The 22558-nt window shown below is 66.3% G+C and carries 16 protein-coding genes; 10 read left to right on the top strand and 6 right to left on the bottom strand.

Annotated features, from left to right (window positions below; all coding sequences use genetic code 11):
- Window positions 1-71 precede the first annotated feature (71 nt).
- From AC1DKR_RS03740 to AC1DKR_RS03710, 7 genes are all read left to right on the top strand, one after another.
- Window positions 72-3128, top strand: a complete 3057-nt coding sequence (locus AC1DKR_RS03740; protein ID WP_363732624.1) for a TonB-dependent receptor — start codon at window positions 72-74, stop codon at window positions 3126-3128.
- A gap of 244 nt (window positions 3129-3372) precedes the next feature.
- Entirely contained in the window at window positions 3373-4977 is a 1605-nt protein-coding gene (locus AC1DKR_RS03735) for a glucoamylase family protein (protein ID WP_478031150.1), read from the top strand.
- Window positions 4978-5041: 64 nt separating this feature from the next.
- Window positions 5042-6322, top strand: coding sequence for a sugar ABC transporter substrate-binding protein (locus AC1DKR_RS03730; RefSeq protein ID WP_363732929.1), 1281 nt, complete (start codon window positions 5042-5044; stop codon window positions 6320-6322).
- Window positions 6319-7200 carry a carbohydrate ABC transporter permease gene (locus AC1DKR_RS03725; protein WP_089236186.1) on the top strand — a complete coding sequence of 294 codons (882 nt, stop codon included), beginning with the start codon at window positions 6319-6321 and terminating at the stop codon, window positions 7198-7200. The genes AC1DKR_RS03730 and AC1DKR_RS03725 overlap by 4 nt, the downstream gene beginning before the upstream one ends.
- A complete protein-coding gene (locus tag AC1DKR_RS03720) occupies window positions 7197-8033 on the top strand; it encodes a carbohydrate ABC transporter permease (RefSeq protein WP_089236185.1) in 837 nt (278 codons plus the stop codon). The genes AC1DKR_RS03725 and AC1DKR_RS03720 overlap by 4 nt, the downstream gene beginning before the upstream one ends.
- Entirely contained in the window at window positions 8030-11197 is a 3168-nt protein-coding gene (locus AC1DKR_RS03715) for a discoidin domain-containing protein (protein WP_478031147.1), read from the top strand. Before AC1DKR_RS03720 ends, AC1DKR_RS03715 begins: the two co-directional genes overlap by 4 nt.
- Before the next feature lie 2 nt (window positions 11198-11199).
- Window positions 11200-12084, top strand: a complete 885-nt coding sequence (locus AC1DKR_RS03710; protein WP_478031145.1) for an endonuclease/exonuclease/phosphatase family protein — start codon at window positions 11200-11202, stop codon at window positions 12082-12084.
- 114 nt (window positions 12085-12198) lie between these two features.
- Here AC1DKR_RS03710 and AC1DKR_RS03705 read toward each other — a convergent pair whose 3' ends face one another.
- Complete coding sequence (locus AC1DKR_RS03705) at window positions 12199-15435, bottom strand: Rne/Rng family ribonuclease (protein WP_478031142.1); 3237 nt, start codon at window positions 15433-15435, stop codon at window positions 12199-12201.
- Between the two features lie 406 nt (window positions 15436-15841).
- Here AC1DKR_RS03705 and AC1DKR_RS03700 point away from each other — a divergent pair, with 406 nt between their 5' ends.
- On the top strand, window positions 15842-16816 hold the full coding sequence (locus AC1DKR_RS03700; protein WP_313251239.1) for an RluA family pseudouridine synthase: 975 nt from the start codon (window positions 15842-15844) through the stop codon (window positions 16814-16816).
- Window positions 16817-17319: 503 nt separating this feature from the next.
- Here AC1DKR_RS03700 and zupT read toward each other — a convergent pair.
- From zupT to AC1DKR_RS03685, 3 genes are all read right to left on the bottom strand, one after another.
- Window positions 17320-18129 carry a zinc transporter ZupT gene (zupT, locus tag AC1DKR_RS03695; protein ID WP_025876721.1) on the bottom strand — a complete coding sequence of 270 codons (810 nt, stop codon included), beginning with the start codon at window positions 18127-18129 and terminating at the stop codon, window positions 17320-17322.
- A 97-nt stretch (window positions 18130-18226) separates the two neighbouring features.
- The gene (locus AC1DKR_RS03690) at window positions 18227-18643 is read right to left on the bottom strand and encodes an energy transducer TonB (protein WP_312787851.1); all 417 of its coding nucleotides are present in this window, start codon (window positions 18641-18643) and stop codon (window positions 18227-18229) included.
- On the bottom strand, window positions 18640-18990 hold the full coding sequence (locus AC1DKR_RS03685; protein ID WP_230110908.1) for a 4a-hydroxytetrahydrobiopterin dehydratase: 351 nt from the start codon (window positions 18988-18990) through the stop codon (window positions 18640-18642). The genes AC1DKR_RS03690 and AC1DKR_RS03685 overlap by 4 nt, the downstream gene beginning before the upstream one ends.
- 90 nt (window positions 18991-19080) lie before the next feature.
- Between AC1DKR_RS03685 and AC1DKR_RS03680 the strand changes: the two genes are divergently transcribed.
- Window positions 19081-19680 carry an NfuA family Fe-S biogenesis protein gene (locus AC1DKR_RS03680; RefSeq protein WP_025876727.1) on the top strand — a complete coding sequence of 200 codons (600 nt, stop codon included), beginning with the start codon at window positions 19081-19083 and terminating at the stop codon, window positions 19678-19680.
- Between the two features lie 10 nt (window positions 19681-19690).
- On the top strand, window positions 19691-21445 hold the full coding sequence (locus tag AC1DKR_RS03675; protein WP_478031139.1) for a hypothetical protein: 1755 nt from the start codon (window positions 19691-19693) through the stop codon (window positions 21443-21445).
- A gap of 122 nt (window positions 21446-21567) precedes the next feature.
- Here the strand turns inward: AC1DKR_RS03675 and AC1DKR_RS03670 are convergent, their stop codons facing one another.
- A complete protein-coding gene (locus AC1DKR_RS03670) occupies window positions 21568-21981 on the bottom strand; it encodes a barstar family protein (RefSeq protein WP_223495712.1) in 414 nt (137 codons plus the stop codon).
- Entirely contained in the window at window positions 21978-22433 is a 456-nt protein-coding gene (locus AC1DKR_RS03665; protein ID WP_312787990.1) for a guanyl-specific ribonuclease, read from the bottom strand. The genes AC1DKR_RS03670 and AC1DKR_RS03665 overlap by 4 nt, the downstream gene beginning before the upstream one ends.
- Window positions 22434-22558 lie beyond the last annotated feature (125 nt).

The raw sequence follows: 22558 nt of genomic DNA, 5'->3' as shown, positions 1-22558 counted from the left end.
GAGGCGTTCCTTCTTTTTTGATTGATCGCAGGTGCCGCGCAAGCGGTCACCGCCACCCGGAGATTGAGTTGATGATGCATTCCACTATCCGCACGCCGGCGCGCCGGCTGCTGAGCACCGCACTGGTCAGCTGCCTGATGCTGGCCGCCGCCCCGAACGTCATGGCGCAGTCGGCCAACGCCAGCCTGCGAGGCCAGGTCTCCGGCGCGCAGGCCGGTGCCGAAGTCACCGCCACCAACGTCGCCACCGGTACCGTGCGTCGCGGCACCGTGCGCGCCGACGGCAGCTATTCGCTGATGGGCCTGGACCCGGGCACCTACAACGTCGTTGCCAACGGCCAGACCCAGAAGGTCACCGTCACCGTCGCCTCGACCTCGACGCTCAACTTCGCTGGCGCTGCCGCCGGTGGCACTGGTACGACCGCCGCCACCAACCTGGACACCGTCAACGTCGTCGCGCCGACCCTGCTGCAGGAAGTGCGCACCTCCGAAGTCGGCAAGACCGTCAGCCTGCAGCAGATCCAGACCACCCCGCAGGTGTCGCGCAACTTCCTGGAGTTCGCCGACGCGGTGCCGGGCCTGATCTTCACCCGTGATGCCAAGGGCAACACCTCGCTGCGCGGCGGTGCCACCAATGCCGACGGTACCAACGTCTACATCGATGGCGTGGGCCAGAAGAGCTACGTCAAGGGCGGCGGCGTGGCCGGCCAGTCCGGCAGCGCCGGCAACCCGTTCCCGCAGCTGGCCATCGGCGAGTACAAGGTCATCAGCGGCAACTACAAGGCTGAGTACGGCCAGGTGTCGAGCGCCGCAGTGACCGCTGCCACCAAGTCCGGTACCAATGAATTCAAGGGTGAGGCGTTCTACCGCTACACCGACGAAGACATGCGCGCCAAGACCCCGGCCGAGCGCCAGGGCGGCAAGGACAAGATGGTCTCGGCCGAGAAGGAATACGGCTTCGCGCTGGGTGGCCCGATCATCCAGGACAAGGCGCACTTCTTCGTGACCTATGAAGCCAAGCGCTTCGACCTGCCGGTCACCATCGCGCCGGACGGCGCGGTCACCGGTGCTGCCGGCCTGCTGCCGCCCGTAGGCGCCGCCGGCCTCGGCCCGGCCAGCCAGCCGTTCCAGCAGGATCTGATCTTCGGCAAGATCGACTTCGAGCCGACCGACAACGATCGCATCGAGCTGACCTTCCAGGACCGCGACGAAACCCAGTCGCAGTTCAGTGGCCAGACCTCGCCGGAAGCCGGTCGTGAAGTGGTCAACACCGACCGTCGTTACGCCCTGCGCTGGAACCACAGCGGCGAGCGTTACTACAACGAAATGATGGTCACCCATGAAGATTCGTTCAACAACCCGACCCCGCTGACTCTGGCCAACGGCATCACCTACACCGCACCGGACGGCACCGAAGACCGCACCGTGGTGAAGATCGGTGGCGCATCGGCACTGGATTCGCAGGTGAAGGGCCAGAAGGGCTGGTCGATCGAAGACAACCTGACCCTGGACGGCATCCAGTGGGCCGGCGACCACACCATCAAGATGGGCGTGAAGTACAAGGCGATCGACCTGTACGCCTCCGATGCGGCGCAGATCAACCCGACCTTCACCTACAGCCTGGGCGATCCGGACTTCCCCGATTCCATTCCGTACAAGGCGCAGTTCGTCAAGCCGGTGACCGGCGTGGACGGCGTGTCCGGTGAAGTGCGTTCGAAGTCCAAGCAGTACGGTGTGTTCATCCAGGACGACTGGCAGGTCAACGACCACCTGCAGATCAACCTCGGCCTGCGCTGGGACTACGAAAAGACCCCGTCCTACCTGGACTTCGTCACCCCGCAGGCCGTGGTCGACGCGATCTATTCGCAGGATCCGCGTGCTGCCGCCGGCCAGACCTACGCCGATTCGCTGGCGCTGGGCGGCCTGGACATCAGCGACTACATCAGCAACGGCCACAACCGCAAGGCATTCAAGGATGCCTGGCAGCCGCGCCTGGGCTTCTCGTATGACATCAACGCCGACGAGCAGCACGTGATCCACGGTGGTGCCGGCCGTTCGTACGACCGCGACCTGTTCGACAACCTGCAGCTGGAAACCACCAAGCTGGCCCTGCCGCAGCCGACCATCTACTTCCGCAACCCGGCCACCGGCACCTGCATCAACGGCCAGGCCGCCTGCTATGACTGGAACCCGAACCTGCTCAACGGCATCGGCAACCTGCAGAGCCTGGTCGGTGCGACCAGCAATGCCGGCCTGGAAGTGGATCTGCTGAACAACAAGCTGAAGGCTCCGTACTCCGATCAGTTCAGCCTGGGCATGAGCAACCAGATCGGTGACTGGCTGACCGACGCCACCATCGCCCGTACCCTGAGCTACGACGGCTTCGCCTTCACCCTGGGCAACCGCTACCCGACCGGCCAGTTCTTCGATGACCCGCGCCTGTGCGGTGGCACCGAGCCGGGCCTGAGCCAGGCCTGGAGCTGCAACGTGCCGGGCTTCGGCAGCCTGATCATCGGCCAGCAGGGCATCAAGACCCGTGCGACCCAGATCCTGCTGTCGGCGCAGAAGCCGTTCACCCAGGAAAGCGGCTGGGGTACCTCGATCGCCTACACCTGGACGACCGCGCGCCACAACCGCGACATCAACGAGAAGTACGCCTTCGACCGCGGCCTGATCGAGGATTACCCGACCATCCGTTCCAACGGCGCGCCGCGCCACCGCCTGGTGGTCACCGGTTCGTACGCGGGCTTCTGGGGCATCACCTTCGGTGGCAAGATCACCCTGGCTACCCCGACCGCCGTCAATGACTGGTACCCGGTGCCGCAGGCCAGTGGCTACAACCTGCCGACGCCGCAGGCGGCTGTGCCCAACGCCAATGGCAAGTTCTTGGTGGGTGGCAAGATCTTCGGCTACCGTTCGGTCGACCTGCAGGCGACGAAGACGTTCAAGCTGGCGGGCGATACCGAGCTGTACGCGCGTATCGACATCATCAACGTGTTCAACTTCGACAACTTCTCCACCTACAACTACGTCAAGACCAACGGCAAGCTGCAGGCCAGCTACAACGAGACCGGCGACATCATCGGTACTCCGCGTCAGGTCAAGGCCGAAGTGGGCTTCCGCTTCTGATCGCGGGAAGTTGATGCAGTACGGAGCCATCGGTTCGCCGATGGCTCCGGTTTCAACGGCAATGGCCGGCCTCCGGGCCGGTCCATTGCCCACGCCATTGCCGGGCAGGGGGCAATGGCGTGGGCAATGACCGCGGTGTCATCAACCACGTTTTCGTGGTTTTTTAAGACCGCACTTTGTAAACGATTTCAGGTCATTGGACGTTATGCTCTTTCATCGATCAGCCCACCGGAGGAACCGCGCCATGCAGGCACGCCACCTGATGACCGCCGCTGCGATGACCCTGGCCATCGCCGCCTGCAAACCGGCCCAGCAGGAGCCTGGCAAGCCGCGCCCGCCGGTGATCCTGATCGAGGCCGACGCACCGCCGCGGCCGATGAAGCCCGAGCTGCCGCCGCTGTTCGATGACATCGAGCGCCGCACCTTCCAGTTCTTCTGGGATACCACCAACGAGATCAACGGCCTCACCCCGGACCGCTATCCGTCGCGGCCGTTCGCCAGCATCGCCTCGGTCGGCTTCGCCCTGACCGCTTATCCGATCGGCATCGAGAACGGCTGGGTCAGCCGCAACCAGGCGATCGACCGTACCCTGACCACCCTGAAGTTCTTCCGCGACGTGCCGATGGGCCCGCAGCGCACCGGCAAGGCCGGCTACAAGGGCTTCTATTACCACTTCCTGGACATGCAGGAAGGGCGCCGCTACGACAGCTGGGTGGAACTGTCCTCGGTGGATACCGCGCTGCTGATGATGGGCGTGCTGTTCGCCCAGTCGTACTACGACGGCGAGGATCCGCGCGAGAAGGAAATCCGGCAGATCGCCGACACCCTGTACAAGCAGGTCGACTGGCCGTGGCTGCAGCAGCGTGCGCCGCTGATCTCGATGGGTTGGTTCCCCGAGAACGGCTTCATCGACCATGACTGGATGGGCTACAACGAGGCGATGATGGTCTACATCCTCGCCTTGGGTTCGCCCAGCCATCCGGTCAGCCCGGATGCGTGGACGGTGTGGACGCGCACCTACGACAACGACTGGGGCGTCTACCAGGGCCAGGAATACCTGTCCTTCGGCCCGCTGTTCGGCCACCAGTACAGCCACGTCTGGATCGATTTCCGCGATATCCAGGATGCGTACATGCGCGAGCGTGGCAGCACCTACTTCCTCAACAGCCGTTCGGCGGCGCTGGCCCAGCGTGAGTACGCCATCGCCAATCCGATGAACTGGAAGGAATATGGCGAGAACGTCTGGGGCCTGACCGCCAGCGATGGTCCGCAGAACACCACCCAGGAATACCGGGGTGAGCAGCGCCAGTTCCGCCATTACTCGTCGCGCGGCGCAGGCCTGCGCGAGAATTTCGATGACGGCACGATCGCGCCAACCGCAGCGATCTCCTCGGTCGTGTTCGCGCCCGAGGAAGTGATCCCGGCCACGTTGGAGATGCACAAGCGCTACGGCGACTACATCTACTCCAGCTATGGCTTCCTGGATTCGTTCAATCCCAGTTTCAACTACGACATCCCGATCAAGACCGGGCGCGTGGTGCCTGACCGCGGCTGGGTCGCCAGCGACTACATCGCCATCGACCAGGGCCCGATCCTGACCATGATCGCCAACTACCGCAACGACTTCGTCTGGGATGTGATGAAGAAGAACCCGTACATCCGCAAGGGTCTGGAACGGGCGGGCTTCAGCGGTGGCTGGCTGGCACCGGAAGGTTCCTTCCAGCCGCTAGAGCTGCAGAAGGATGAAAAGGCCGCAGCAGCACGTGCGGTCGGTATCGCTGAATCACGTGCGGCCGCCGCGCAGGAACAGAAAAACAATGCCAACCGCAACACCGGCCAGGGGAAGTAACAAGGTGCACGACTGGAAACACCGCCTGCGACGCTGGGCATTGCCTGCACTGGCCGCGCTGGTCATGGCCGGCTGCGCCCGCCCCGAGCAGGGCACCACCACCGTGCGCTTCTGGGCGATGGGGCGCGAGGCTGAGGTGGTCAGCGAGCTGATCCACGAATTCGAAGCGGAGAACCCCGGCATCAAGGTCGATGTGCAGAACATCCCGTGGACGGCCGCGCACGAGAAGCTGCTGACCGCGTTCGCCGCCGACGGCCTGCCCGACGTGTGCCAGCTCGGCAACACCTGGGTACCCGAATTCGCTGAGCTCAACGCGCTGACGCCGCTGCAGCCGTTCGTGCAGCGCTCGACCGTGGTGGATCCGAAGGACTACTTCCAGGGCATCTGGGATACCAACGTGATCCACGACGAGCTGGTCGGTGTGCCGTGGTACGTCGATACCCGCCTGATCTATTACCGCAAGGACCTGCTGGCCAAGGCCGGCTTCGACCATCCGCCGCGCACCTGGGCCGAATGGGACGAGCAGATGGCCGCGATCAAGCGCATGCAGGGCCCGAACCGCTATGCGGTGCTGATGCCGATCAACGAGTTCGAGCAGCAGCTGTCGCTGGCCCTGCAGCAGCCCGATCCGCTGCTGCGCGACGACGACACCCGTGGCAATTTCTCCAGCCCCGGCTTCCGCCGCACGCTGGGGTTCTACGCCAACATGTTCGAGCAGGGCTGGGCGCCGAAGATGTCCGAGACGCAGATCTCCAACGTCTGGGATGAATTCTTCCGCGGCTTCAACGTGTTCTACATTTCCGGCCCCTGGAACATCCGCGAGTTCAAGAAGCTGCAGCCGAAGGAACTGGAAGGGAAGTGGGGCACGGCCGCGCTGCCGGGTCCGGACGGTCCGGGCGCGGGCATCGCCGGTGGTACCAGCCTGGTGATCTTCCGCAAGTCGCAGCAGAAGGAAGCGTCCTGGAAGCTGATCGAGTTCCTGTCGCGGCCGGCAATCCAGGCGCGCTTCCACTCGATCATCGGCGACCTGCCGCCGCGCCGCAGCACCTGGAACGCGCCGTCGCTGGCCAACGATCCGCTTGCTGCCGCGTTCCGTGACCAGCTGGAGCGGGTCAAGCCCACCCCGAAGGTGCTCGAATGGGAGCGCATCGTGCAGGAAATGCGCATCGTCACCGAACAGGTGGTGCGCGGTGGCCTGCCGCAGGACAAGGCCGTGGCCGAGCTGGACCAGCGCGTGGACAAGGTGCTGGCCAAGCGGCGCTGGATGCATGAACAACAACGCCTGCAGCGCAGCGCACCCGCCTCGGGTTCGACCAGTGCAGTCGCGGCCGGGAGCCCGCAATGAAACGTTCTTCCCTTGCCGGCTGGATCTTCGCCGGCCCCTCGCTGATCGTGCTCGGTGTGTTCTTCGGCCTGCCGGTGGCCTCTGCGCTGGCGCTGAGCGTGACCGACTTCGATCTGTATGCGCTGGCCGACAGCAGCAACCTGCGCTTCGTGGGTCTCGGCAACTACATCGACCTGCTGCAGACCCCGATGTTCTGGAAGTCGCTGTGGAACACCACCTACTTCGTGGTGATCGGCGTGCCATTGTCGATCGGCGTGTCGCTGGGCGCGGCGATGCTGCTCAACGCCCCGGCTGCGCGCTTCAAGGCGCTGTTCCGCACCGCGCTGTTCGCCCCGGTGGTGACCACGCTGGTGGCGGTGGCAGTGATCTGGCGCTACCTGTTCCACACCAGCTACGGCCTGGTGAATTACGGCCTGGGCCACCTGGGCATCAGCCCGATCGACTGGCTGGGCGACCCCAACTGGGCGATGCCGACCATCATGCTGTTCGCGGTGTGGAAGAACTTCGGCTACAACATGGTGATCTTCCTGGCCGGCCTGCAGGCGATCCCGCATGACCTGTACGAAGCCGCGCGCATTGATGGTGCCTCACGCTGGAAACAGTTCCTGCACATCACCCTGCCGATGCTCGGACCGGTGCTGCTGGTGGTCGGGGTGATCACTGTCTCCGGCTACTTCCAGCTGTTCGCCGAACCGTACGTGATGACCCGCGGCGACCCACTGCAGAGCACCGTCAGTGTGCTGTATTTCATGTTCGAGGAAGGCTTCAAGTGGTGGAACCTGGGACGCGCCTCGGCTGTGGCGTTCCTGCTGTTCCTGATCATCCTGGCGGTGACCACCGTGATGCTGCGCTTTGGCCGCAAGAGGCAGTTGGTATGAGTCGTGAAATCGGCCAGTCACGCTGGCACCCGTGGATGATCAACGGCGCGCTGCTGGTGCTGGCCCTGGTCAGCCTGGCACCGTTGCTGTGGATGCTGTCGGTCTCGTTCATGCCGCAGGGTGAGGCCACCCACTTCCCGCCGCCGCTGCTGCCGTCCAGCATCACCACGCACAACTACACGGAGCTGTTCGCGCGTACCGGCATGGGCGGCAACTTCGCCAACAGCCTGTTGGTGTCGCTGGCGATCACCCTCGGTTCGCTGCTGCTCAACACGATGGCCGGCTACGCCTTCGCCAAGCTCAACTTCGTCGGTCGTGAGCGCCTGTTCCAGGTGCTGATGGCGGCGCTGGTGATCCCGGCACAGGTGGCGATGCTGCCGCTGTTCCTGCTGATGAAGCAGCTGGGCCTGGTCAACAGTTTCGGCGGCGTGATCGTGCCGGCGCTGGCCAGCGTGTTCGGCATCTTCCTGGTGCGCCAGTACGCCCGCTCCATTCCCGATGAGCTGCTGGAAGCGGCGCGCATCGACGGGGCAGGGGAGCTGCGCATCTTCTTCCAGATCGTGCTGCCGATGCTCAAGCCGGTGCTGGTGACGCTGGCGATCTTCACCTTCATGGGCGCCTGGAACGATTTCATGTGGCCGCTGATCGTGTTGACCGACCAGGAGCACTACACTTTGCCGGTGGCGTTGGCCACCCTCTCGCGCGAACACATCATGGACGTGGAAATGATGATGGCCGGCGCAGTGGTCACCGTGGTTCCGGTGCTGGCGCTGTTCCTGGTGCTGCAGCGGTACTACATCCAAGGATTGTTGCTGGGGAGCGTGAAGGGATGAAGCGTGCGATCGCCGTTGGACTGGGCCTGTTGTGGTCTTCCCTGGCGATCGCCGCACCACCGGCGCTCCCCGCGCCGAAGGTGCTGGATGATTTCGACGACATCAGCGCCTGGAAGCTGGTGTTGTCGGACCAGGTCAGCGGCTCGCTGCGGCCGGTCAGTGGTGCCGGCGGTGGCCGCGCGCTGTGCCTGGATTACGACTTCCATGAGGTCTCCGGTTACGTCGGCATCCGTCGTCCACTGAACATCGAGTACCCGGCCAACTATCGTTTCGGCTTCCAGCTGCGCGGTGATTCGCCGTCAAATGACCTGCAGTTCAAGCTGATCGACGCCAGCGGCGACAACGTGTGGTGGGTCAACCGTCCCGGCTACGCCTTCCCCAAGGCGTGGACACCGGTGGAGTATCGCCGCCGTCAGATCGACAAGGCCTGGGGGCCATCGCCAGAGAAGGACATGGCGCGCAGCGCGTCGATGGAATTCACGATCTACAGCAAGGTCGGCGGCCGCGGTACCGTGTGCTTCGACAAGCTGACCCTGCAGGGCCTGCCCGCGCAGGATGATTCCGCGCTGCGGCCCTCGGTGATCGCCGATACCGCAACCGCGCTGCAGGACCGGATGATCGACGGCAAGTCCGATACCTTCTGGATCAGCGGTGGGGTCAAGCAGCAGACCATCAGCCTGGACCTGCACAAGAGCCGCGAGATCGGCGGTGCGGTGATCGACTGGCTGCCCAGCCTGGAAGCGAACCGTTATACCGTTCGCACCTCCGAGGATGGCCGTGACTGGCGTACCGTGCGCGAAGTGACCGCCGGTGCCGGAGGCCGCGACTGGCTGGCACTGCCCGACACCGATGCGCGCTACGTGCGTTTCGACCTGCAGGGCGGGCCGAACTGGCGCTACGGCATCCGTGACATCACCCTGAAGCCGCTGGCATTCGCCGCGACCCCCAATGCCTTCCTGTCCTCCGTGGCGGCCGACCTGCCGCGTGGCGCATTGCCGCGCGCTTACGTTGGCGAGCAGCCGTACTGGACCCTTCTTGGCCTGGACGGTGGCCAGGAACAGGCATTGATCAGCGAGGACGGCGCACTGGAGCCGGCCAAGGGCAGCTTCAGCATCGAGCCATTCATCCGCCTCGACGGCAAGCTGCTGGATTGGGCCGACGTTGCCATCACCCAGTCGCTGCAGGATCGCTACCTGCCGATCGCCACGGTCGACTGGGTGCACGAAAAAGCAGGCCTTTCAGTGACCAGCTTCGTGCAGGGCACGCCCGAACGCGCGCAGCTGATCGGGCGCTACCGGTTGAGCAATCCGGACAAGGTCGCGCACGAATACACCCTGGCGCTGGCGATCCGCCCGTGGCAGGTCAATCCGCCTACCCAGTTCCTCAACACGGTAGGCGGCTTCAGCCGCATCGACAGCCTGGACGTGGGCGAGCAGCTGGTGCGCATCAATGGCGAACCGCGGCTGTATCCCCTGCAGGTACCGGATGCGCGCTTTGCCAGCAGCTTCGATGGCAAGCTGGATGCGATGCACCTGGCCAGCGGCAAGCTGCCCGGCACTACTGCGGTGAAGGACCCGACCGGCATGGCGTCCGGCGCACTGCTGTACACGATCAAGCTCGAACCCGGGCAGAGCCGCGAGGTGGCGATCGTGCTGCCGCAGACCGGCAGCTGGGCGCCGCAGGCGCTGGACGTGGCCAAGGCACAGCAGCAGGTCGCGACGATGTGGCGCGACAAGCTGGGCGTGGTGACCCTGCAGGTGCCCGCCGCCGGCCAACCGCTGGTGGAAACCCTGCGCACCGCGGTGGCGCACATGCTGATCTCGCGGGTCGGCCCGCGCCTGCAGCCGGGTACGCGCTCCTATGCGCGCAGCTGGATCCGCGATGGCGCGATGATCTCCGAAGGCCTGCTGCGGATGGGTCGCAGCGATGCCGTGCGTGACTACGTGACCTGGTATGCGCCCTATCAGTTTGAAAACGGCAAGGTGCCGTGCTGTGTCGATGCGCGTGGCAGCGACCCGGTGCCGGAGAACGACAGCCACGGCGAACTGATCTACAACATCGCCGAATATGGCCGTTACACCGGCGACACCGCCTTCCTCGAGCAGATGTGGCCGCACGTGCTGGGCGCCTACAGCTACATGGAACAACTGCGGGGCAGCGAGCGCACCGAGGAGAACCGCGCGCGCAATCCTGCCTTCTACGGGATGATGCCGGCCTCGATCAGCCACGAGGGCTATTCGGCCAAGCCGATGCATTCGTACTGGGACAACTTCTGGGCGTTGCGTGGTTACAAGGACGCTGCGCAGCTGGCGGCGCAGCTGGGCAAGGTCGAGGCGATGCAGATCAGCGAATCGCGCGACCAGTTCCGTGATGACCTGCAGGCCTCGTTGTTGGCGGCCATGCAGCAGCATCGCATCGACTACCTGCCGGGCTCGGCCGAGCTGGGTGATTTCGACGCTACCTCCACCACGATCGCGTTGGCACCGGGTGGCGAGCAGGGGCGGTTGCCGCAGGAGGCGCTGGACGCGACCTTCCAGCGCTACTGGAATGAATTCGTCGCGCGCCGCGATGGCAAGCGCGAATGGAAGGACTACACGCCGTACGAATGGCGCAACGTCGCCGCGTTCGTGCGCCTGGGGTGGCGCGATCGTACCCGGCAGGCCACCGAGTTCTTCTTCAAGGATCGTGCCCCGCAGGCCTGGAACCAGTGGGCCGAGGTGGTCTCGCGTACGCCGCGCAAGCCGTTCTTCGTGGGTGACCTGCCGCACGCCTGGGTGGCCTCGGACTTCGTTCGCTCGGCGCTGGACATGTTCGCCTACAACCGCGATGCAGATGAGGCACTGGTGCTGGCCGCTGGTATCCCGGTGTCGTGGCTGCAGGGCGAGGGCATTGCCGTGCAGGGCCTGCGCACGCCGCAGGGGCAGCTCAACTATCGCCTGCAGCGCAGCGACAAGCAGCTGGTGCTGGACGTGCAGCCCGGGCTGGTGCCGCCGGCCGGTGGCGTGGTGCTGCCATGGCCGTATGCAGGCGAGCCGGGCCAGGCGACGGTCAACGGCGAGGCGGCAGAATGGGTCAACAACGAGCTGCATGTGCACCAGTTGCCGGCACGCGTCGAGATCGATGTGCCCAGCGCGGTGCGCCGCGCCGAACGCAAGGAAAAGTAAGCATGCGAGGTCCGCTCGGAATCGGTCGCGGTTTCTGCGCGCTGGGGCTGGCGATCGCGCTGGCCCTGCCGGGATTGGCGGCAGCCGCTGAGTCGGCCAGCGCCGCCGATGTGGCCACTGCGGTCGGCGAGCCCGGCATGAGCATGGTGACATTCAACCTGCACCACGACCGCGAGGACTGGCCCAGCCGCCGCCGGACGATCGTGGCCGAGCTCAAGCGCCTGCAGCCCGATGCCATCGCGCTGCAGGAGGTGATCCAGAAGCGCAACGTGCGCAACCAGGCGCAGTGGCTGGCCAGCCAGCTCGGTTACCGCTACGTATTCGTGTCCACCGATCCGGTGGGTGCACCCAAGCGTTATGGCAATGCGCTGCTGACCCGGCGCCCGATCGTGGCGCATGGCGAGCACCTGCTGCTGCCGCTGGATGACTACCGCACCGTGGCCCATCTGCGCATCGACGTGGAGGGCAGGCCGGTCAATGTCTATGCCACCCATCTCAACGAGCGCAGTGACGACGCCGGCCAGCGCATCCGCCGCAGCCAGGTCGAGGATCTGCTGCGTTTCATCGCCGGCAGTTCTGCGGGGGCACCGGTGGTGATTGCCGGCGACTTCAACGCCCTGGTCGATGCCGGCGATCTGAGCGAACTGCGCAGCCACTACGGCGACAGCTACGGCAGCGTGCACGTCAACACCGACCTGGCGGGTGTGAGCACGCTCAACCGCCATTACTACCAGGCGCCGTCGCGGATCGACCACATCTTCTTCCAGCAGGACGAGATGGTCGCGCGCGAAGCGAAGATCCTGTTCGACCAACCCGATGACGGCGGCCGTTGGGCGTCGGATCACTACGGGGTGTGGACCCGGCTGCAGTTCGCGCCGAAGCCCTGATAACGGCTTAGCGTCGCGGCGCATCTGCGTTTGCTACGTCATTTGGTACGTCACAAACAGAAACGGCGGGGATCATCGATCCCCGCCGTTTCGTTGTTGCCGATCAAAGATCGATCAGGCGGCTGGCGGCGTGCGCTTGCCGGCGTCTTCGTCTTCTTCCGAAGCCTGCGCGTCGGCGGCCTGTGCGGCAGCGTCGGCGTGGCCATCGGCAATCGGGTCGACCGCCGCCGACACGACCGGATCGGCGACCGGTGCAGCGGTTTCCACCGGTGCGGCTTCGACAGCCACCGGGGTTGCCGGCTGCTCGACCACCGGGGCGACTTCAACCTCGGCCTTCGGTTCGACCACCGGAGCAGCTTCAACCACCGGCGCAACGTCAGCCACCACCGGCTTCGGCTCGGCTACCGGTGCGGCTTCGACCACCGCGGTCGGTTCAGCGACCGGGGCTGCTTCGATCGCAGCAGCGGTCTCGACCACCGGCGGCTTCGCCTCGATCACCGGAGCCGCTTCAGGTGCGGGCTGCACGGGCGTCGCTGCATCGATGGCATCCAGCATGCTGGTCTGCACCGGCGACGGGGTCGGTTCGATCTTGGCGACGGCTTCCACCGGAGCCGGAGTCTGCACTGCGGCGGCCACTGGAGCGGCTGCCTCGACCACGGCACTGCTTACGGCAGCGACCGGCGCAACCGCGGCGGCCACTGCAACCGGCGCACGTGCTGGCTTACCGGCATCAGCTGCGGCCGGCTCGACTTCGTCATCGAAATCGAATTCCGGCTGCGAACGCGACGGCTGCGCGGCGGCTGCCGGTGCGCCGACCGAAGCCGGGGCGGTCTGCTCGACGGAATCGCCGTCGTTGTCCTCGCCCTCGGCATCATCGCCGTCGTCCAGGTCATCACCCAGTACGTCACCGCCCGCAGCGTTCTCGGCGCCACCACGACGACGACGACGACCACCGCGACGGCCACGGCGGCGGCGGGTTGCGCCTTCGCCGGTCTGATCGCCTGCGGCATCTGCCGCAGCATCCTCGGCAGCCCCGGTCGCAACCACGACCTCTGCATCGGTCGTTGCGGCGGTGTCCACGGCCGCGACAGCGTCGGCCACGTTTTCAGTGGCAACGGCCGGTGCCAGTGCCTTTTCTTCCTGCACTGCAACCGTGGCCGCAACCGCAGTCGTGGCAGCCACGGCAGCAGCAGCGGTCACGCCATCGGCCGGGGCTTCGGCAGCGGCACGCTGGGGCTTCTCGGCCGGCTTGTCACCGTCCTGCGGGCGCGGCTGCTTCGGCTGCTTCAGCTTCGGCTGCTGCTGGCCCTGACCCTGGGCCTGTTCGTTGCGCGGCTTGTTCTGCTGCTGCGGCTGCTGGACATCCTTCGGCTTGCCCTGCTGCTGCGGCTGCTGCTGGCCATTGCCATTGGCCTGGTTGCCGCCGTTGCGGCCATCCTTGCGCTGCTCACCGCGGTCCTTGCGGTTGCCGCCGTCCTTCTGCTGCTGCGCATTGCCATTGCCGCCGTTGCCACGGCTGTCCTCGCGACGGTCCTTGCGGTCCTTGTTGCGATCCTTGTTGCGGTCACGGCGGCCGCCATCCTGCTGCTGGCGCGCGGCCGGTGCCGGTGCGGGAGCGGGAGCGGGCTCGCCACCAAAGATGCGCTTCAGCCAACCAACCACACCACCGCTGGCGGCGGCAGCCGGAGCCACTGCGGCCACCGGCGCGGGTGCCGGCGCTGCGGCCGGTTCCACTTCGTCCCGCACCGGGGCGGGGGAGTTGTGCTTGACCTGGGTCACCATCGGCGGCGGGATGTTCAGCTGGCCCTTGGTCAGTGCGTGTACCGGCAGCTTGCGCGGGGTACCGCGCTGGTAGCTCGGCTTGCCGCTTTCCTCGCCCAGTTCGTTGTCGCGCAGGCGGGTGACGGTGTAATGCGGGGTGTGCAGCTGCTCGTCGGCAACGATCACGATCGGCGCCTCGTGGCGCTTCTCGATTTCGCCCAGTGCGCCGCGCTTTTCGTTCAGCAGGTAATTGGCGATCTCCACCGGCGCCTGTACCAGCACCTGCCCGGTGTTCTCCTTCATCGCATGCTCTTCAGCGACGCGGATGATCGACAGCGACAGCGACTCGACGCTGCGCATGCGGCCATGGCCGTCGCAACGCGGGCAGACGATCTGGCTGGATTCGCCCAGGCTCGGACGCAGACGCTGGCGGCTCATTTCCAGCAGGCCGAAGCGCGAGATGCGGCCGACCTGCACGCGTGCACGGTCGTACTTGAGCGCGTTGGCCAGGCGGTTCTCGACTTCGCGCTGGTGCTTGTTGGACGCCATGTCGATGAAGTCGATCACCACCAGGCCGCCGAGGTCGCGCAGGCGCAGCTGGCGGGCCACTTCCTCGGCCGCTTCCAGGTTGGTCTGGAACGCGGTGTCCTCGATGTCGCTGCCCTTGGTGGCGCGCGAGGAGTTGACGTCGACGGCAGTCAGCGCTTCGGTCTGGTCAACCACGATCGAACCGCCCGACGGCAGGCGCACGTTGCGCTCGTAGGCGCCTTCGATCTGCGATTCGATCTGGAAGCGGTTGAACAGCGGGATGTCGTCCTTGTAATGCTTGAGCTTGCGCAGGGTCTGCGGCATCACCTGCTGCATGAACTCCCTGGCGTGCTCGTACATCTCCTCGGTGTCCACCAGGATCTCGCCGATGTCGGCGCGCAGGTAGTCACGCAGGGCGCGAACGATCAGGCGCGATTCCTGGTAGATCAGGAACGGGGCCGGCTTGCTCAGGGCGGCTTCGGCGATGGCGCGCCAGACGTTCAGCAGGTAATCCAGATCCCACTGCAGCTCTTCCGCATCGCGGCCGACGCCGGCGGTACGGATGATGACGCCCATTTCGTCGGGGATGTTCAGCTTGTCCAGGGCGTCCTTCAAGGCCGCCCGGTCTTCACCCTCGATGCGACGGGAAACACCGCCGGCACTGGGGGAATTGGGCATCAGCACCATGTAACGGCCGGCCAGGGAGATGAACGTGGTCAGGGCAGCGCCCTTGTTGCCACGTTCTTCCTTGTCCACCTGGACGACGATTTCCTGGCCTTCCCTCAGCAGCTCGCGGATGCCGGCCTTGTTGTGGTCGACACCGGCCTGGAAGTAATCGCGGGAGATTTCCTTCAGCGGCAGGAAGCCGTGGCGGCCGCCACCGTATTCAACGAAGGCCGCTTCCAGCGAGGGCTCGATGCGGAAGATCCGGCCCTTGTAGATGTTGGACTTCTTCTGTTCCTTGGACGGCTGCTCGATGTCGATGTCATACAACGACTGGCCATCCACGATGGCAACACGCAGCTCTTCAGCCTGCGTGGCGTTGATCAGCATTCGCTTCATTGTTGCGTTCCTCGCAAGCGGCTACCGCGCGGAACGCCATGGAGTTTCGCCTCTGGACACGGCTCGCCGCCCATTCGCGCAAGCGCGGGGAGGGCGGCTTGGGTTTCCAGCGCTACGACACCACGGCAGGCCGCGGGAGCGCTTCAATTTTCTGGTTTTGGGTGTTGCAGGGCCGGAGGCAGCTGTCAGCCAGGCTGGAGCGCCGCACGGGACATGTTCAGCGCGACTGCGTGTCAGGCAATCGGCGATGGCCGGGAACGCCGGTGAGCCGCTAACATGGCCGCCCCGCGGGCGGTGGTCGCGCACTGTGCCGGATTCGTCGGAAGCGGGGCTTCTGGCCCTGAGTAACTTCCAACGAAATCAATCCCTTATCTCGCCCCCCGAGTGTAACAGAATAAACAGGCTGATGACTGCACAAGACCCCACCAAGCCGGCCGGCGACAAGCCTTCCGTGCGCATGATCACCGTTCCGGCCGACCGCGCCGGCCAGCGCCTGGACAATTTCCTGCTCGGCCAGCTCAAGGGTGCCCCGCGCAGCCTGGTCTACAAGCTGGTCCGCAGCGGGCAGGTACGCGTCAACGGCGGCCGCGCCAAGGCCGAGCGCAAGCTGGAAGCTGGCGACGAAGTGCGGATCCCGCCGGTTCGTCTCAGCGATGAAGGAGACAAGGCGGGACCACCGGAGGCGTTCATGCGTCGGCTGGAGCAGGCCATCGTCTTCGAAGATGCCCGCCTTCTGGCGCTGAACAAGCCGACCGGCGTCGCCAGCCATGGCGGCAGCGGCATCAGCTTCGGCGCCATCGAGACCCTGCGCGCTCTGCGCCCCGGCCAGACCCTGGAGTTGGTCCATCGGCTGGACCGTGACACCTCGGGCCTGTTGATCGTGGCCAAGAAGCGTTCGGCACTGAGCGAGCTGCAGGCACTGCTGCGTGAAGACCACGGCGCCGGCATCCGCAAGCGCTACCTGACCCTGTTGGCCGGGCGCATGCCGGACGGGGTGATGACGGTCGACGCGCCGTTGCACGTGGGCCTGCGCCAGGGCGGCGAGCGCCATGTGCAGGTCAATGCTATCGGCAAGGAATCGATCAGCCATTTCCGGGTGCTGGAGCGCAAGGGCGGCCATTCCTATTGCGAGGTGCGCATCGAAACCGGCCGCACCCACCAGATCCGCGTGCACGCCCAGCATCTCGGGCATCCGGTTGCCGGTGACGACAAGTACGGCGATCCTGCGGTCAACAAGCGGCTTCGTGAGCAGATCGGACTGAAGCGCCTGTTCCTGCATGCGGCGTCGCTGGAGTTCGCGCTGGACGACGGCAAGAGCCCGTATGTGCTGAACGCGCCGCTGGCCGATGAGTTGGTCGAGGCGCTGGACAGGCTGAAGTAGCCCCTGCGGGGCTGACCGGCCAACGGGCGCAGCCCCCTCGCGGCTGGCGTCCAAAGCGGGATCCCGGTTTTGGTCGGTTCGGATGGGGTGGCGGGGGACGCCGTGAACCCATCCCTGGGGGCTTGGCCGCGGCATCCATGCCGCGGACACCCCCGCCAACCCATCCGGACCGCCCTTCGACAGATCGCGCGCGTGCCAGCCACGGAACATCAAAAGAAAAGCAGACCCCGTCCGCGCGGCGGCCCGGGTAGAGTCGAGCAACGCTCGACTCACGCGCGCAGCGCGGGCTTTGCTTTTAGTTCTTTCATCGCGCGGCTGGCACGCACGTAGCCTGTCAGGGGCCGGGCGAGGTGGGTTTGCGGGGGTGTAAGCGCCATGGATGGCGCGCCCAAGCCCCCATGGATGGGTTTACGGCGTCCCCCGCAAACCCACCTCGCCCGGCCCAACCGCAGCATCTCGCTCTGCCAGCCGCGAGGGGGCTCAGCCCGTTGGCCGGAAACCCTTCACCACTTGAACAGCACCAGGCTGATCGCCAGCGTGCCCATGCCCGCCACCAGCCCGTACACGGTCTCGTGCCCTTTGGCGTAGCGCTTGGCTGCCGGCAGCAGCTCGTCCAGCGCCAGGAACACCATCACACCGGCAATCAGGCCGAACACCCAACCAAACGTGGCGTGGGACAGCGAGCCGGACAGCAGGACATAGCCGATCGCCGCGCCCACAGGCTCGGCCAGGCCTGACAGCAGGCTGGCGGCGAACGCGTAGAACTTGTTCTGCGTGGCGAAGTACACCGGCACCGCAATGGCGATGCCCTCGGGAATGTTGTGTATGGCGATGGCGAAGGCCAGCGGCATGCCCACCGACGGGCTCTCCAGCGTCGCGAAGAACGTCGCCAGCCCCTCCGGAAAGTTGTGCGCGGTGATCGCCACCGACGTCAGCAGGGCGACCCGCTTCAGGTACTCGCGGCTGTTCTCGCGGAAAGCCGGGTCCTGCTTGTCCAGGCTGTCATGCGGGTTGGGAATGAAGTGGTCGATCAGCACGATCACCACAACACCCAGCAGGAAGGCGAGGGTGCCGTAGGTGAAGCCGGTGCGCTCACCATAGGCCAGCGCGAACGAGGCGATGGATTTGTTGAGGATCTCCGACAGCGAGACGTACACCATCGCGCCGCCGGCAAAGGCCAGGCCGAAGGCCAGCAGGCGCGGATTGGGGCGGCGTGAGAACAGCACCAGCAGGCTGCCGATGGCGGTGGCAAGGCCCGCAGCGAGGGTGACCGCCAGGGCGATCCAGATGTTTTCGGGGGGAATCTGCAGCATGTACCGACGCGTTCCTTGTCATCAAGCAATCGCCCCGGCACGGGCCGGGGCGGCAAAGGCGAGGCGGGCGTCGGCTGGCCTCGTCACCGGCAGGCGATCAGCCTCCGCGGCGCAGGCTTTCTTCGATGGCGAAGCACTGGTCCGGCTTCGGCTGCGGCGGGTTGAAGCTGACCGGCACCTGGATCGTGGCCGGCACAGCCTCCCCATTGCGGGTGGCGGCCTTGAACTGCCAGCCCTGCACCGCGGTCTTGGCCAGATCGTCCAGCTGCGGGTTGCCGGCGCCGGTCAGCAGGGTGACCTCGCTGGGTTTGCCGTCGGTGCCGATCACCACCTTGAAGGTGCTGGTGCCGCCCACGCCGGTGCAGGCCAGTTCCAGCGGATACTGCGGCGGCGGGGTCTTCACCGCAGCCACTTCGGTGGGGGCCGCGGCCGGCGCTGCCGGAGGCTCGGAGGAGCCGCAGCCGGCCAGGCTGGTCACGGCAAGCAGGGACAGGCTCAGCAATCGCACGTTCATTTCGGTTGCTCCGTCAGGGCTGAAGTCTTCGCTGCGCAGATGAAGTCGTTCTCGCTCAGGCCACCCACGTCGTGGGTGGAGTAGCGGACGACGGCACGGTCGTAGTGGACACCGAGGTCCGGGTGATGGTCCTCGCCGTGGGCGATCCAGGCCAGCGCGTTCACGAAGGCCATGGTGGCGTAGTAATCCTTGAAGCGGAACGTGCGCACCAGCGCCTGGCCGGCCTCCGCCAGCTCCCAGCCGGGAACCTGCGGCAGCAGTTCGGCCAGCCGGGCCTCGCCCAGCTTGTGGTCGCTGCCTTTGCGCGGCACGCAACGGGCCTGTGCCAGCGGAATCAGGTCGGCCATGGGTTCCTCCACCTCGTGTTGACTGAACAATGCGCCGGCCGGTGTATAAAACGAATGAGCGGCTGACGCTTACTTGGCTAGAATAGCCTGATGATCCAGATCTCCGACACTGCCCAGACCCATTTCCGCAAGCTGATCGAACGCGAGGGCGTGCCCGGCATGGGCGTGCGCTTGAGTGCGGTCGATCCTGGCACCCCGCGTGCTGATGCCCGGCTGGAGTTCGCCGAGCCGACCGACCTGCTCGGCGACGAGTGGGCGGTGGACTGCGATGGCTTCACGCTCTATGTCGACGCAAGCAGCGTTGGCTGGCTCGATGGAGCAGAAATTGACATCGTGCCCGGCACGGCCGGTACCCAGCAGCTGACGATCAAGGCGCCGCGGATCAAGGGCGAAGCGCCCGGCGATGCCGCCTCGCTGGTCGAGCGCGTGCATTGGGTGGTGGAAAACGAAGTCAATCCGCAGCTCGCTTCGCACGGTGGCAAGGTCGCCGTGCAGGAAGTCTCGGCCGACGGCGTGGTGCTGCTGCGCTTCGGCGGTGGCTGCCAGGGCTGCGGCATGGCCGACGTCACCCTCAAGCAGGGCATCGAGAAGACCTTGATGGGCCGTGTGCCGGGGGTGACCGCCGTGCGTGATGCTACCGATCACGACAGCGGCCACGCTCCGTATATTCCGCGCGGCAACGCCGCCTGATCGCCAACGCGTGCCTCTGCCCAGAGCCGAGCAACTCATCGACCTGCTGCTGGCGCGCCAGCAGCGACCGCCCATCCTCGAGAAGAACACTGGCCTGCCGTACGGCTGGGCGATCTGGCTGCGGACGCTGACGCCGCTGCCGCGTCCGTTGCACGCGCGCGAAGTGATCGCGGTGCTGCTGCCGCGACCGCTGCCAGGCCCCCCGGGGCAATTGCCGGCGCTGGGGCCATGGGCGTCCCTGCGCCGCCTGTTCTGGCAGGACTGGGATCCGGCGCCTCGCGACCAGCGTTGGATGCGCTGGACCTCGGCGCTGCTCAGCGCGCTGCTGCATCTGTTGTTCTTCCTGCTGCTGCTGTGGGTGGCGGTGATCCGCACGTCTTCGCCGGACGAGCAGGGCAGCGAGGGTGAGCGCGTGCAGATTGAATTCGTCGGCCGTGCTGCACAGGAAGGCGGCGGCGACCAGCCCGGTGCCGAGGCAGCTGCCGCCGCAGAGGCCGGTGCCGCAGCCGCAGGCCAGGATGCCGGAGCGGCGACAGCGCCCCGGCCGCAACCGTCTGCACCTGCGCCGTCTTCTACTGCCGCTGCCACGGCACCGACCGCCAGCGTGCCGCCGCCGCCCGAGGTGGAGCCGGCGCCGGTGGCCGCACCGCCGCCCTCACCGGTACAGGCCACCGAAGTTGCAGAGGCGACCGCCGAATTCGTGGTGCCGCCGGTCGCACTGCCGCGCACCGAGGTCAGCATCGTGCCTCGCGACACCATTCCGACGGTGCGCGAGCGCAGCGTGCTGCCGGTACAGGCTGCGCCGATAGCAACGCCGGTACGCACGCCCGACGTGGCAGTGCAGGCTCCGCGCGTGCGCGATGTGCAGGTGCAGGAGCGCGAAATCAGCACGGTCGAAGCGCCGGTGGCGCCGCAGCCGATGCGGACCACCGACATCCAGGTACGCGTACCGCAACGCGACGTACAGGTGCGCGAGCGCGAAGTGCAGGCCGTGACCGATCCGCAGGTGCGCATGGCCACCGTCGCAGGGCGCGAGCCCACGGTGCGTGCGCCTGCCGGGCGCGAGGTGCAGGTGCGCGAACGGGAGGTTGCTGCCGCTCCGCAACCTGCCGCGTCGACTGCGGCAGGCAGCGCGACCACGCCGACGCCGGCACCCGCCGGCAGTTCGGCCCAGAACAGCGCCAGCGTGGCGCGCCCTGCGACGACCAGCACCGCCGCGGCACAGGCGGGCGCCCGTCCGGCACCAACCCCGGGCAACTGGGCAACGCCCGCACGCGGTGACGACTGGGGCGCTTCCAGCCGCAATCGCGACGGCGCCAACCAGGGCGCCGCGCAAACCAGTGCGGGCAAGGGCGACGGTCTGTTCAACGCTGACGGCAGCGTACGCGTGGCCGGCCAGGACGGGGCCGGCAAGGCCGAGCGCGGCGCACCCGGTGGGGCCAACGACGGCTGGAGCAAGGAGCGCATCGCCGAGTCCGGCAAATGGTTGAAGCGGCCGCCGTACGACTACACGCCTACCTCGTTCGACAAGTATTGGGTGCCGCAGGAATCGCTGCTCGCCGAATGGGTGCGCAAGGGCGTCAAGGCAATGGAGATTCCGTTGCCGGGTACCAGCACGAAGATTTCCTGCGTGATCTCGATCCTGCAGGCCGGTGGCGGCTGTGGCCTCACCGATCCGAACATGCAGGACCAGCCCGCAGTGGCGCGTCCGCCGCCGGATATCCCGTTCAAGAAAGAGCTGCAGGAAGATAACGGCAGCCGGTAGGGTGCCGCATCCACGCATGGCGTGGATCTACTGTGCATCCAGCTGCGCCGGGTAGATCCACGCCATGCGTGGATGATCCATGCGCTTCACGTGCATGCCGACCAAGGTCGGCCTCTACCAGGTCATTCGCTCTGCGACAGGAACACCCAGAACGGGACGTCGCGACCTACCCAGTCACGGCTGGCTTCATCCAGGATGTCCAGCAGCGTGTCGAACTCCTTGCCTGCACCGGCGCGCAGGGCATCGACATCGGCCAGGAACAGCGCATAGCCATGGGCAGGCAACCACTGCAGGTCGCGCAGGTTGTCGGCCAGTGCATCCCAGTTGCCGCCGAAGCCGGCAGGGAAATCAAGCTGGGCGGCCAGCCGCGCCAGCAGGGTGCGCTTGTCGCTCACGCCATCCAGGTCGATCCGGATAACCTTCAGGTCGGCATCGCGCATCGCTGCCGACAGTGCGCTGATATCGGAGCTGTCGATCGCGTAGACGCCGGCATTGTTGATGTCATGCAGGCCGAGGCCGAAATCATCGTGGCTCATGGGCGTTCTCCGGAGGCCGGTACGGTGAAGCTGCGGAACGATTCGTAGTGATCATCGGTGTAGTACCAGGCATCGGGCGGGTTGCCACCGGTGACGATGCGCCGCGCGCCGCGGTTGCCTGCACCGGGCGTGTCGACGGTGTACTCGCGGTAGTAGCCACGCGGGCGCTGTGGCAGCTGTTGTTCGCGGTTGCCGAAGGTGCTGCCATCCTGCCGATGCGGGAACGGGCCGCCGCGCTGGATCAGCGCGATGGTCTGGCGGGCCTCGGCCGGAAGGAAGGCGGGCAGGCCGCTGTCGCTGCTGCTGTTGCGCAGCGCCGGTGCGTTGGTTGCCGGAGTGCCCTGCAGGTCGGGCGCGAACTGCGGCGGCGGCGGCCGCTGCAGAAAATGATTGACGACCAGGCCGAGCAGCAGCAGGACGATGGCAGTGATCAACAGCCGGGGGTTGCGCATGGGCAGGAGCAGGCGAGGGTGGTGCGCCCACTGTAGCGCCTGCGCGCTGCACCCTGCATGAGGGCACGCGCCGCGTCACCGCTGCGTAACAATTGCCGGCATGCTCACCTGCAGGACGCAATTTC

The sequence above is a fragment of the Stenotrophomonas sp. 01N47 genome, from assembly GCF_056399165.1.
This window is presented reverse-complemented; position numbering and strand designations above follow the sequence as displayed.